This is a genomic window from Arthrobacter sp. TMN-50, assembly GCF_054511125.1.
Genome location: NZ_JBTNDG010000001.1, coordinates 558,970 through 570,672, shown reverse-complemented (window position 1 = coordinate 570,672; position 11,703 = coordinate 558,970). Strand labels below are relative to the sequence as shown.

The following is an 11,703-nucleotide window of genomic DNA, read 5'->3' as shown; positions in this document are numbered from 1 at the left end:
CTCGGCGGGCTTACAGGACGGCGCGCAGTTCTGCTGCTTTCCTGGCCCGCTCCGTCGGATCGACAATGGGCCGCTTTGGAGTGAAGTAGAAGCCGTCATCGTGCCAGCGGGGGAGGACGTGCTGGTGGTAGTGCCACACGTGCTGGCTGCCGGCCGGTTCGTTGTGCTGGCGGGTGGAAATGCCGTCCGGAGACCACGCCCGTTTGATGGCTACCGCCATGTCACGGGTGACGGTCATGATGCGGGCGGCGACGTCGTCGGGCAGTTCATACAGCAGCTCGAAGTGGGCCCGCGGTGTCACCAGCACGTGGCCGGGGCGCGGGTCGAAACCATGCGAGGCGATAAACGCCAGCACCAAATCGTCGGCGTAGACCACATCGCCGGGACGACAGAGGTTGCTGGGCACGCGGAACTCGCCGGAGGCGAGGTCACAGAAGGGGCACTGGTAACCTTCAGGCGCGTGCCCCACCCAACCGGTCACTCTTCGTCCGTGTCTTCTTCGAACACCCACTCGAACATGTCGAGGACGTACTCACTGAACGTGCCCTCTTCGCTTTTCCAGGTGCCCCGGGCATTGTTACGCCGCCAGATGATGGGATCCGGGACATCCAACTGGTCCACGCGGATTCCCCAGGTGTACTTTTCCTCTTCGTCCTCGAGGAACAGCAGGTGCCCGTCCTCGACGGTCAGCTCATCGGGATCCCAAAAAAAGTGGTAGGCCTCCATGATGTCCTCGACAGCACCGACCGCAAGGTAGAAGTCGCGCAGGGCGAGTGGAAGGTCAAAGTCCTGACCATCCATCAGGTCCTGGAGTTCCTCCTTCGACAAGCCATCTTCCGCCGACCACTGGTCATCGAAGTACGCCGGAACCAGCGCACGGAATTTGTCCAGGAATAGCTCAGTCAATTGGAACTCCAGGCTGGGGTTGGGGGATACCACCATCCTAGCCCCCGCCGCGGCTTGGGCTACGCCGTCCCGGTCCGCTTCCAGCCCAGGACCGCCAGCGGGGCGCGCCAACTGAAGCGCCAGGCGAGGACCCTCAGCATGAACACCAGGGTAGCGACGACGGCGCCGGTCACCACGTTGAACCACCCGTTACTCACCAGCAGGGTGGTCAGCCCGGCCCCAAGCATCGCCGGTAGCGCGTAAATATCCCGTGGATCAAAGAGCTGCGGTACCTCATTGGCCACCACGTCGCGCAGCAGCCCACCGCCCACGGCCGTGGTCACCCCCAGCAGGATGCCTGCCACCGGGTGAAGACCAAATTCGAGGGCTTTCACCGTGCCGGTGATGCAGAACAGGCCCAGGCCCGCCGCGTCGAAAATTACCAGGAGGTTGCTCACCCGCTCCACACCGGAGAACAGGAAATACACCAGCAGGGTCGCAAGCACTGGCGGAATCAGGTAGGCAGGGTCGGAGAACGCTGCCGGAACGGTGTCGATAATCAGGTCCCGGGCCACACCGCCACCCAACCCGGCCAGGGAAGCCAGCAGCAGCGATCCCACCAGGTCGAAGCCCTTGCGGGCCGCAAGCAGGGATCCAGAAACGGCGAAGAAGAAGACCCCAAGCAGATCGATCATCAGGGCAACGTCCACTGCGTTAATCATGGGGATCCTCGCCGTCCGGGCTTGCATAGGGCTGTGGTCTGCGCGAGAGGCATCCCGGCCAGCATGATTTTACCCAATGTTAGCTACCGACGGACGGCCGCCCGGGCGGACTCTAGAGGATCCGCCGTGCCAGCCCCGGATAGTCCAATACCACGCCATCGTCGTCGACGGTCAGTTCGGTGGTGAGGCCGCCGTTCCCCGAGCTGTACAACACAATGGCGGGGCTGTCCTCCCGCGCAGTCCGCACGAGACGGTAGACCTGGGTGCTCGGGATTACCCGCAGGCTCGGCACCTCAACCCACGCCATGGTCAGCTCGGTTTCATCGACCGGGGCACCGTCACCGGAGACCAGGTTGAGCCGAAGGATCGGCATCGTATTGGTCACAGGGCACAGTCCGAGATCGCAATCAAGGGCACCCGCCAGTCCAACGGGGTCGGAAATGCCCGGCTCGGGAAGGTCAGCGTCCCCGGAACTGAGAGTCTCACTGGACCAGACACCCTCGTCCGATCTCACGAGCTCGAGGTGGCGGCTCCAGCCCTGCCCGTGGACGGTCACGGTGAGCCGGTGACTCACCCAGTCTGACGCCGTCGCGAGCGCCCAGCTGACTGCGTAGTCAGCTGTCCTTGAGGTGCCGTGGGCAGTGAGCCGGTCGGCCTCTAGATTGATTGTTGCCGTGTCGAGTCGGCCGGGGTCGTCCTCGCCCTGCCAGCTGTGCTGGAGGCTGGTGTGCAATGGGTGTGCCATTCTCTTACCTTAGGGAGCGGCGCGCATCGGCGCCAGACTCCGGAGACGAAGCCGTGAAAGTGTGGGAACGAGTCCGTGGCAGGGTTAGACCCATGACTTCGACTCTTCGCCCGGCAAGAGCACCGTTGGCAAGTGCCCCCATGCGACTGGTCAGCGCGGCCCTGCGCTTGACGTCCACCAAAAGGCACTACTCGTCGCCCGAGTGGCTGCGCCGGCAGTATCTGCAGCGCAGCTATCCAGCCGCCGCACCGTTGACGCGATCGCTGCGGCGGCTGTGCACTGTTGAGGACCGGGAGGTCGACGGCGTCCGCACGCTCACCCTGCGTCCGCGGTCCGGCGCGTCGAGGCAGCACATCATCTACACCCACGGCGGAACCTACATCAACGAACTTACCCGCCCCCACTGGTGGATCATCGCAGCGCTGGTCAGAGCCACGGGGGCAACAGTGACGGTGCCGCTGTACCGGTTGGCGCCCGAGCATACCTTCAGGGAAGCATATGACTACCTCACGGCTGTATACCGGGGGGTGCTCAGCACCACCAACGCCGACGACGTCGTCTTGGCTGGCGATTCCGCGGGCGGCGGGCTGGCGGTAGGCCAGGCACTACACTTTGCCGCGCTCGGTTTGCCGCGGCCCGGCCGACTAATCCTCTTTTCACCGTGGCTGGATATCACCGGCACCAACCCGGACATCCCCCAGTACGATCGGGTGGACCCGATGCTGGCGGTCCCCGGCGCAGTTGAGGCGGGCACCTGGTGGGCCGGGGGAGAGAACACCCGGGAGCAACTGCTGAGCCCCGTCTTCGCTGCCCCGGAGGCGCTGGCCGCCCTTCCGCCAGTCTCGCTGTATCAGGGGAACCGGGACATCTGCATGGCGGATGCTGTGGCCTTCGACCGCCTGATGAGCGACGCGGGCGGCGACGTTGCCTTCCACCGGTATCCAGGGGCTTTCCATGTTTTCGTAGGACTACCGTGGCTACCCGAGTCGCGTGCTGTGTTCAAGGACATTCGCCTGACTATCGTTGGCCCACCTGCGCTTTGAGATAGATCAGCTCAGGCATAGACGGCACCCCATCGACCGACTAGGATGAGGGTACTGCCCTAGACCCCGGCACCGTGTTGAGTAAAGAAATTCCACGGATGTATCCGGACGGGGCATTTTTATAATCTCTCGAAGCAAAGAGATCCTGAGCCTCGTGGAGATTCATTTACTCGGGCGGTTCCAGCTCACCAGCTAAGGCAGTACAGCTAATCCTCAAAAGCGTCGGTATTCGGGGAGGTATATGAGTAATGCGTTCTGAGACAGTCAAACGACTCTTAGATGGAGACCATATGGCAGCTAAACCGCGGTCGGTAAGTCGGTTAGGTACATCGACTCACTGACGGCAATCTGACAACTTGCGCTGTCAGCCGGCCCGGTATTCCCCCCAGCCACCGGGCCGACTGGCAGCGCACTTCAGTTAACGAAGCGTTTCAGGGCCTACCCGCCGAGCCCCGCTCACTCCCGGTGAAAACTAAAACGATGTAAAAACTACAGCGATGATGTAAAAACTACAGCGATAGTGACCGATCGACGATCCGCGACGCGGTGTCATGCAGAGTGAGGTGATTCTGCCGGGCGTGGTTGCGGATCCGGGTGAACGACTCATGCATGTCAACGTTACTAAGTTGGGCGACCACGCCCTTCGCCTGTTCAATGAGGATACGGCTGGTCAGGGCACGTTGGAGCTGATCATTGATCATCCCCGCCTCGCGGACTGCGCGCTCCTGCAGAATGCTGATCGTTGCCACGTCGGCGAGTGCCTGGCCAATCGCGGCGTCCTCACTGGAAATGGCTCCAGCGACCACCCCGAAGAGATTGAGAGCACCGATGGTCCTCCCCCTGATACGCAGGGGGATGGCGTGTACCGAAAGGAATCCCTGGGAGAGGGCTGCCTCTTTGAATTCGGGCCAACGATCGCCCAACTCGGAGATGTTGTCCACGGTGACCACAACGCCAGTCTGGAAACATTCCACGCAAGGGCCAGCGCCAGCTTCGCGCTGCAGCACCTCCACGAGCTGGCTCTCCTCACTGGTGGACGCCAGCACCTGGAGTTCGCCATACTGGTCAACGAGCAGCAGCCCCGCAGCCGACGCGTCGAGGATCGCTATCGATTCCTCGACCAGGGCATGCAGAAGGTCGAGAACATCGTAGTCGTCGACCAACGTGTCAGCGATCTTTACGAAAGCAGCGCTCACGCGTTCTGCCCGGGTCGAAGTAACCATGACTAAAGTTTACTCCGCTATCGCGAGTTCGGCGTGAAGTCCAGCCTGCGATCAATAACTGACTGCGCTACCTCTTTAAGGGGTTGCCCCTCGGAAAAGGCGTAACCACGCAGTAACAGCAAGGCATCGGTGGCGTTGATGTTGGCCTGAGCCAGCACCATCCCGGTGGCCTGATGGATTTCCCGTCGGGAAAGGGACGTCCCGTCGTTGCCGCCGAATGAATCAACGAGGCCGGGTTCCCGAGACAACATCCGCCGTAGCAGTATCCATGAGGTTCTATCGGTGAGGACCGACGCCGCGGCCTGGCTGGCGCTGCTCAGTCCGCCCGGACGGATCCGGTATAGCTCGACGACTCCAATATCGATGGCCCCGAGGGTGAGAGGAAAGACGAACACGGCCCTTACCTTTGTTGCTCGTACGGCGTTGCCGAAAACGGGCCAGCGGGTATGCCAGTCATCAGTGACATCTGGGATCAGGACCGGCAGGCGACTCGCCGAGGCTTCCCAGCGCGGGCCTTCCCCGAGTTCAAACTGCAGTTCGTCTAGCTTGCGGGCCAAATCGTCACTACAACAGACGGTCTCCTGCAGGGAACCGCCGAAAACTGAGATCGCTGCACCAGTGACCGGCAGCTCCTCCAGATAGGGAGTACAGAGGTTCGCACTGTCACCATCTGTGGTGAAGGGAGACCGCTCAACCATGATTCCCTGACATCCCTGACATCCCTGACATCCCTGACATCCCTGCCGCTCCTGCCTTGTGGCTGGGCAATTTTCAAGCCGAACGGCTAACCCCTGGGGCGGGGTGTGCCTGTAGTCATAGGATAGTCGACTCACCCATCGACGCCGAAGAAATAACGCCCCGGTTTCTCCGCTGCAGCCGCAATTTCGTAGACCACCCGGTGTGCACCAACTACTGCTCTTCCTCGGTTACTTGCTGCACGTCGATTCACTTCGGTGTCCGGCTGCTCATGGGCGGGCTGAACTACCAGATGGAACACCGCTTGTTTCCCGACATGGCGCGGCCCGAGCTGCATCGTGCCGGGGAACTGGTCCGGGAGCCGCTTCATTCAGCTGCCCGGTCACTGACCGGTACCGGTAGTCGCCGCACCCGTAGCATGGCTGCATGACATCAGAGACCCGGTTTGAGCGCTATCGGCCGCTCCTGGACGCTGAGCTTGCCCGCACCCGTGCGAGCCTTGCCGCCCTGGATGCTGATAGCCGTTCGGTGAGCGCTGCCCGGGATAATTCGAACGTCGACGACGAACATGATCCGGAGGGCACCACCATCGCCTCTGAGCTCTCGCAGGTAGTAGTCCTGGCCCGGGACGCCCGACAGAGATCAGCCGAGATCCGGGCTGCCTTGCAGCGGCTCGACGGCGGGAGCTACGGCGTGTGCACGTCCTGCGGCAAGGCCATCGCCGCAGGACGCCTCGAGGCCAGGCCGTGGACACCATACTGCATTGATCACGCGTCCGGTAGATAGCTGGGCGCGAGGAGGTTCCAGGTCCGCTACACCAACCGGGCGATCCCCATCCGGGTGATCTCCGATTCGGCGGGCGCGGCGATCGCCGCGGCATACCCAGCAGGTGCGTCGACCCACGTCAGTCGCAGGTACTGAGCTCCGGGTGGCCCCATACAGGAGTTTCCCGAGATGGTGAGCGTATGAGGTTCAATGCTGAGCCCATGCCCAGTTGCTTTCAGCACCGCCTCCTTGGCGACCCACAGCCGGAGCCGGGACTCGGCGTCGTCGGGCCTGAGCTGACACCGCTCCAGAGTCGAGAGGGCGTACGCATCGAACCCATCGAAGACGGCGTCGGGGACGCGCTCGATATCGGCTCCGACGGAGGAACCGGCCGGAGCCGAGGCAACCAGGAGCGTCCCAGCGGAACGGGACAGGCTCAGCTCGACTCCGTCAACCGCAGGCTTGCCGTGCAGCTCCGAGCCGCAGGTCCGGCAGGAGCGTGTCACCGGCAGTTCGGCGGCCCGGGACGGCGTGGTGTCGAGGACGCGAGCTGCCAGGAGGCGAAACACCGCGTGCGCCGCACGGTAGGTCAACCGGTCCTGCTCATGCCGATGGCGACCGGCAGCCGCGCGGACCCCAGCTGGCAGAAACCTGTCGAGTCCACCCAGTGGCTCAAGGGCCCGGGCAACGTCCAACGCAGTCGCGGCAACGTACTGGACCGGCACGGCTGCTAGCCGCTCCCGGCTGGGCTGGCTGTGAGTACCACGTTTTTGCCCCAGATGTCCTCGGTGTAGCAGCTGATCAGCACCAGCCGGTTAGGCACGATATCCCAGATCTCACTGTCCTTCAGGGTGTTCTTGTCGTGGGTGGTCACCGAATCGATGACGTACTCGAGGACACCGGTTTCGGTGGTGAGTACGATCGAATCGCCGACCTCGGCGTCGGTGCTCAGCCGATTGAAGGGGGCGTCGCGGCCCTCCCAGCTGTGGCCGGTGATGTACGTCGTGTCCTCCGACGCTAAGCCGGGTTTTCCGAAGGATGTCAGCCAATACGCGTCCTCTGTTAGGGGCGGCACGATCGACTGGGAGGAAAACTCCTCCGCTGAGGGGGTGAGGGGCAGGATTGACTGGTCGATACCGGCGGCCTCCACGGTGAGCCAGCCCGGCGGCGAAGCGGCTGGCTCGGTGGCGGGGGCCGTCGTCGGGGTGGGTGCAGGGGAAGCAGCGGTGGGTGCTGCGGACGTCGGTACGAACGCGGTAGCCTGCACCTGGCGTCCTGAATCAGCCGCCGGGGGTGCCGCGCCGACAACCGGCGCGGCACCCATGATCAGGGCAGCGGACAGCGCCAGGCCCGTCCACCGGGCCGCGGAGCCAGGCCCGGCGGCGCCGCGCACGCTCCCTCGCACGCTCAGGCCCTGGCGGAGCGGCGTAGCCACCCGACAGCACCCGACAGCAGGACCAGCACTACTCCCGCTGCCCCGCCGAAGGTCAGAACGCTCGCATTGTCAGGCGCTGAATCGGCGGCGGCGGACTGAATGTTCAGCCCCCTCCCGGCTACGGCTGTGGTTTCCGGGGCGGCCCCGCCGGGCGCCGGCGGAGTGCTGGGAGTGACGGCGACAACCGGCACCTCAAAGTCCTGGCCGGTTCCCTCTTCCGTGCCGGTCGCAGCGCAGGCGGCGAGTGCGGCGTTCACCAGAACCTGCACCTCTTCGGGGCTGGTCCCAGCACCGTCCAGGTCGGCGAGGACCGCCTCGATCACCTCGACAGCGGCGTAGTAGGCGTTCTCAGCCGCGATCACTGCTTCGCTATTAGTAGCCAGGTTCAAGGCATTCTCGGCCTCCATCAGCACTTCTTCAGCGGCTGCGAGCGCGGCCGGTGCAGCGTCCCGCTCCGCTTGGCGTGCAGTCAGCGCGGTGGTCGCCTCGGCTTGGGCAGCGAGTGCTGCGGTTAGCTCGGCTTCGGCGGCGACACGGCCAGCGGTGTCGTCGGCTGCCACCGCTGCGAGAGCCAGCTCGGCGGCCTTAACCCGATCGTCGGCAAGGATCTTCACCGTCTGCGCTGCGTCGACAGCCGCAGCGGTGGCCTCCAGCGCCATTGCTGCCTCGTCATAGGCAGCGTACGCGGCTTCCACGGCGGCGTACTCCTCAGTGGCCGCCAAATCGGCTTCAATCCAGGCCGCTTCAAGGGCCAGACCGGCAGCCTCGACGGCGGCCAGAGCGGCTTTCAGATCGTAGGCCAGGCCGATGTCCACTGACGCGGAGTCCAGGGCTGCCCCGAGCGCTGTCTGGGCGGAGACGCAGGACGCCGAGGCGGGCGCGGCGGCAGCGGGTGAGGCAGCTATAAAGGCTGAACCAACAATGAGTGCGGAGCAGGTGCCAAAAGTCAGCAGGCGATTACGGTGCGTCATGAGACCACGTCTTTTCCTTGAGAAAGGCCCTCAAGTCCCCCTTGAGTGGCGTCCGCCGGATGCGCGACGCTGGGAGCGGTGCTGTCTGGCTGACGTAATTTGACCACGCCACATCAGGAAATACCAGCATTTTTCGGACAATTCCTTTTCGAACAGTTCATTGCATCGTTGACCGGCTACCGCAATCCCCTCACGTTCAGGGCGAGGTAGAGGTGGACGCGGTCGCCGGTGATGCCGGGGTCGTAGCCGCTCAGATCCTGGATCTGCTGCAGGCGGTACCGCACGGTGTTCCGGTGCAACTGCAGGGCTTCGGCGACCGCAGCTACCGACCCGTTCAGCGCCAGATATCGTTCCAGCGTGACCATCAGTTCGGCGTGGTGGCGCTGGTCGAACGCTGCTACCGGGTCCAGCGCTTCGGCGGCAAGATCGGCGAGCGGCACATCCTCGCTGGCCATCAGCAGGGAGGTCAGGCTCAGCCGGTCCGGAGTGTTGACCGCTTGCCCGCGGGTCAGCGATTCACGCGCCTCGAAGTAGCTCCACCGGAATCCGCTGGCCTGCGCATACGCTCCCCCAAACCCCACCTTGGCGGTCAGCCCGGCACCATGCAGGTAGGCCCCCATCTGCTGGCCCAGGGCGGCGCCGTCACCATCCGGCACAGCGATCACCAGACGCTCATCGACCAGCGCGGCAACACCTGGCGCGAATTCTGAGGGTGTCGGCAGGGTCCGCAGCGCCCGACGCTGCCCCGAGGCGACCTCGACAATCACCACCACCTGGCGTAGCGCGGTATCGATACCGGCGCCACCAAGGCGCACGACGGCGTCGGCCCCTGCGAGAGTGCCACGCACGACATCCTGGAAGAGCTGACCCATCACGGTCCGCTCGCTCGCCCGTCGTCGGGCCTGGTTGCTCAACTCGACGCTGATCAAGCTTTGCGCATACGCCACGATGGGCTCGGGGGTATACGGCTCGGCGATAGCCAGGGTGCAGCGGTCCTTCAGCCCGGTGCCAACCGGGAGGCGGTACCAGCGCCCGTCAGCCGGTCCTGTCTGGCGGGGTGGCGCGCCTGGAGACGTTGTGAACAGCTGGGCGCCGTATTGGGACAGCGCGACGTCGGTGCCGAGTATGGTGGCGAGCTCGCGGAGCAGCTGGGGGAGACCGCCCCCGCCGAGTAGCGCCGAAGCGAGGAGCTGATGGCCTTTCAGAAGACTTTCAAGCCGTGAGTAGTGGTCCGCGGAGAGGGAATCGGCGACGATTTTCCCGATCGCGATGAACGGCGTTTCATAGGGCACCCGGAAAACGGGAAGTCCCAGGGTGTCGGCCTCATCGATCAGCGCCGCTGGAACCTGTCGATGGCTCAGGCCAGTGCCGAAGCCGATTCCTAACGCCCCGGATTCGTGGACACGACGGACGAACGCGCGTTGCGCCGCCGTCGTCTTCTGCCGCAGGCCTGTGGTCAGCACCACCTCGCCGCCGCTGAGGAACGGAAGGGGATTCTCAAGCTCGGTGACCGCAACCCACTGGATCGGGATCGCCGGCGCATGGGTGGACCCCACCGGTTGAAGTCCGAGACCGGCGGCCGTGAGCAGCGTGGGGAGGTTAATGGCCATCCCCCAACTATAGAACCAGTGCCCTGTGCGGTTGCACCATGGTCGGTCAAGGTTGTTGTGCTTATTACCCTAGGCCGGGGAACGCGAGGGGGCGTAGGGTCTGCAATGGATTTGAACTGCGACGAGTCCGCAGCGCTTCGTCGGCCCATCACCAGAAAAGGGATGAATACCGTGGTAACCACCCTCCAAAACTTTATCAACGGCGAGTTCGTGACGCCGGCCGGGACCAAATTGCTGGATGTCGTCAATCCGACCAACGGTGAAGTTGTGGCGAAGGCGCCCGTTTCGCTGGCCTCGGACGTCGATGCCGCCATGACCGCTGCGTCGGCTGCCTTCAAGACGTTCAAACATGTCACTCCCAGCCAGCGACAGCTGATGTTGTTAAAGCTGGCTGACGCCGTTGAAGGGGCAAGCGACGAACTCGTCGAAGCTCAGCACCGCAATACCGGTCAGGTCCGCGACCTGATCGCAGCCGAGGAGGTGACGGTGGGCGCCGATCAGTTGCGGTTCTTCGCTGGCGCCGCACGCTTGATGGAAGGAAAGTCAGCTGGCGAGTACGTCGAAGGCCACACTTCCTATATCCGACGGGAGCCCATTGGTGTAGTCGCCCAGGTGGCGCCGTGGAATTATCCGCTGCTGATGGCCATCTGGAAGATTGGCCCAGCGCTCGCGGCCGGTAACACCGTGGTCCTCAAGCCCAGCGACACCACCCCTGAATCCACCCTGGTGCTGGCGAAGTTGACCCAGGGGATACTGCCTCCCGGCGTGTTGAACGTGGTGCTCGGTACCGGCGAGACTGGCGCGGCCATGGTGAACCACCCGGTGCCCGGGCTGGTGTCGATCACCGGCTCCGTACGCGCTGGAATCGCCGTCGCCACCGGCGCCGCCAAAAGCCTCAAGCGAGCCCACCTGGAGCTCGGTGGCAAGGCTCCCGCCGTCGTGTTCGCCGATGCGGAGATCAAGAAGACCGCCGCGGCGATCGCGGAGTTCTCGTTCTTCAATGCCGGCCAGGATTGCACGGCGATCACCCGTGTGTTGGTGAAGGATTCGGTGCATGACGAACTGGTGGCGGCTCTGGTGGCGCACACCGAGACGCTGAAGACGGGCAACGCCGACGACTCCCAGAATTACTTCGGGCCGTTGAACAACATCAACCACTTCAATGCAGTCAATGCGGCGATGGACGCCCTGCCGGAGCACTGCAAGGTGGAGATTGGCGGCAAGCGTTCCGGCGACAAGGGGTACTTCTACGAAGCGACGATCATCACCGGAGCACGGCAGAACGACGACATCGTCCAGCAGGAAACATTCGGCCCGGTCATCACGGTGCAGAAGTTCACCACCGAGGACGAGGCAGTTGAACTGGCCAACGACGTGGAGTATGCGTTGGCGTCGAGCATCTGGACCACCGATCATGGCACCGCCATGCGGGTCTCCCGGGACCTTGACTTTGGCGCCGTCTGGATCAATACCCATATTCTCCTCACCGCGGAAATGCCGCACGGCGGCTTCAAAAGTTCCGGGTACGGCAAGGATCTTTCGATGTACGGCGTTGAGGACTACACCCGGATCAAGCACGTCATGAGCGCGCTGGATGTTTAGAAAGGC

13 protein-coding genes are annotated in these 11,703 nt (G+C 63.8%); 3 read left to right on the top strand and 10 right to left on the bottom strand.

The window, feature by feature from the left end; all coding sequences use genetic code 11:
* Window positions 1-10 precede the first annotated feature (10 nt).
* The 4 genes from ACX80A_RS02800 to ACX80A_RS02785 form a co-directional block, all read right to left on the bottom strand.
* Entirely contained in the window at window positions 11-481 is a 471-nt protein-coding gene (locus tag ACX80A_RS02800) for an HIT family protein (protein ID WP_459258149.1), read from the bottom strand.
* Window positions 478-906 (bottom strand): hypothetical protein, encoded by a 429-nt coding sequence (locus tag ACX80A_RS02795; protein ID WP_459258148.1) that lies wholly within the window; start codon window positions 904-906, stop codon window positions 478-480. Before ACX80A_RS02795 ends, ACX80A_RS02800 begins: the two co-directional genes overlap by 4 nt.
* A gap of 59 nt (window positions 907-965) precedes the next feature.
* Window positions 966-1,607: a trimeric intracellular cation channel family protein gene (locus tag ACX80A_RS02790; RefSeq protein ID WP_459258147.1), complete on the bottom strand. Its 642-nt coding sequence runs from the start codon at window positions 1,605-1,607 to the stop codon at window positions 966-968.
* A gap of 112 nt (window positions 1,608-1,719) precedes the next feature.
* Window positions 1,720-2,352, bottom strand: coding sequence for a putative glycolipid-binding domain-containing protein (locus ACX80A_RS02785; RefSeq protein WP_459258146.1), 633 nt, complete (start codon window positions 2,350-2,352; stop codon window positions 1,720-1,722).
* A gap of 140 nt (window positions 2,353-2,492) precedes the next feature.
* On the opposite strand from ACX80A_RS02785, the gene ACX80A_RS02780 reads away from it, so the two are divergent.
* The gene (locus tag ACX80A_RS02780; RefSeq protein WP_459258145.1) at window positions 2,493-3,395 is read left to right on the top strand and encodes an alpha/beta hydrolase; all 903 of its coding nucleotides are present in this window, start codon (window positions 2,493-2,495) and stop codon (window positions 3,393-3,395) included.
* Window positions 3,396-3,904: 509 nt separating this feature from the next.
* Here ACX80A_RS02780 and ACX80A_RS02775 read toward each other — a convergent pair.
* Together ACX80A_RS02775 and ACX80A_RS02770 are read right to left on the bottom strand one after the other, a co-directional pair.
* On the bottom strand, window positions 3,905-4,618 hold the full coding sequence (locus tag ACX80A_RS02775) for a GAF and ANTAR domain-containing protein (protein WP_459258144.1): 714 nt from the start codon (window positions 4,616-4,618) through the stop codon (window positions 3,905-3,907).
* Window positions 4,619-4,635: 17 nt separating this feature from the next.
* The gene (locus ACX80A_RS02770; protein ID WP_459258143.1) at window positions 4,636-5,316 is read right to left on the bottom strand and encodes a GAF and ANTAR domain-containing protein; all 681 of its coding nucleotides are present in this window, start codon (window positions 5,314-5,316) and stop codon (window positions 4,636-4,638) included.
* Between the two features lie 424 nt (window positions 5,317-5,740).
* Between ACX80A_RS02770 and ACX80A_RS02765 the strand changes: the two genes are divergently transcribed.
* Window positions 5,741-6,100 carry a TraR/DksA family transcriptional regulator gene (locus tag ACX80A_RS02765; protein ID WP_459258142.1) on the top strand — a complete coding sequence of 120 codons (360 nt, stop codon included), beginning with the start codon at window positions 5,741-5,743 and terminating at the stop codon, window positions 6,098-6,100.
* A gap of 26 nt (window positions 6,101-6,126) precedes the next feature.
* Here the strand turns inward: ACX80A_RS02765 and ACX80A_RS02760 are convergent, their stop codons facing one another.
* From ACX80A_RS02760 to ACX80A_RS02745, 4 genes are all read right to left on the bottom strand, one after another.
* Entirely contained in the window at window positions 6,127-6,804 is a 678-nt protein-coding gene (locus tag ACX80A_RS02760) for a 4'-phosphopantetheinyl transferase family protein (protein ID WP_459258141.1), read from the bottom strand.
* A 5-nt stretch (window positions 6,805-6,809) separates the two neighbouring features.
* The gene (locus tag ACX80A_RS02755) at window positions 6,810-7,514 is read right to left on the bottom strand and encodes a class F sortase (protein ID WP_459258140.1); all 705 of its coding nucleotides are present in this window, start codon (window positions 7,512-7,514) and stop codon (window positions 6,810-6,812) included.
* Window positions 7,487-8,485, bottom strand: a complete 999-nt coding sequence (locus ACX80A_RS02750; protein WP_459258139.1) for a hypothetical protein — start codon at window positions 8,483-8,485, stop codon at window positions 7,487-7,489. The genes ACX80A_RS02755 and ACX80A_RS02750 overlap by 28 nt, the downstream gene beginning before the upstream one ends.
* Window positions 8,486-8,661: 176 nt before the next feature.
* Window positions 8,662-10,095, bottom strand: coding sequence for a PucR family transcriptional regulator (locus ACX80A_RS02745; protein ID WP_459258138.1), 1,434 nt, complete (start codon window positions 10,093-10,095; stop codon window positions 8,662-8,664).
* Window positions 10,096-10,257: 162 nt separating this feature from the next.
* Here ACX80A_RS02745 and ACX80A_RS02740 point away from each other — a divergent pair, with 162 nt between their 5' ends.
* On the top strand, window positions 10,258-11,697 hold the full coding sequence (locus ACX80A_RS02740) for a gamma-aminobutyraldehyde dehydrogenase (RefSeq protein ID WP_459258347.1): 1,440 nt from the start codon (window positions 10,258-10,260) through the stop codon (window positions 11,695-11,697).
* Window positions 11,698-11,703: the final 6 nt, after the last annotated feature.

Bases quoted from the DNA above. Each gene is read 5' to 3' on its own strand.
- ACX80A_RS02745 (WP_459258138.1), bottom strand. From the start codon at position 10,095: ATGGCCATTAACCTCCCCACGCTGCTCACGGCCGCCGGTCTCGGACTT.
- ACX80A_RS02740 (WP_459258347.1), top strand. From the start codon at position 10,258: ATGAATACCGTGGTAACCACCCTCCAAAACTTTATCAACGGCGAGTTC.
- ACX80A_RS02770 (WP_459258143.1), bottom strand. From the start codon at position 5,316: ATGGTTGAGCGGTCTCCCTTCACCACAGATGGTGACAGTGCGAACCTC.
- ACX80A_RS02775 (WP_459258144.1), bottom strand. From the start codon at position 4,618: ATGGTTACTTCGACCCGGGCAGAACGCGTGAGCGCTGCTTTCGTAAAG.
- ACX80A_RS02750 (WP_459258139.1), bottom strand. From the start codon at position 8,485: ATGACGCACCGTAATCGCCTGCTGACTTTTGGCACCTGCTCCGCACTC.
- ACX80A_RS02780 (WP_459258145.1), top strand. From the start codon at position 2,493: ATGCGACTGGTCAGCGCGGCCCTGCGCTTGACGTCCACCAAAAGGCAC.
- ACX80A_RS02785 (WP_459258146.1), bottom strand. From the start codon at position 2,352: ATGGCACACCCATTGCACACCAGCCTCCAGCACAGCTGGCAGGGCGAG.
- ACX80A_RS02765 (WP_459258142.1), top strand. From the start codon at position 5,741: ATGACATCAGAGACCCGGTTTGAGCGCTATCGGCCGCTCCTGGACGCT.
- ACX80A_RS02790 (WP_459258147.1), bottom strand. From the start codon at position 1,607: ATGATTAACGCAGTGGACGTTGCCCTGATGATCGATCTGCTTGGGGTC.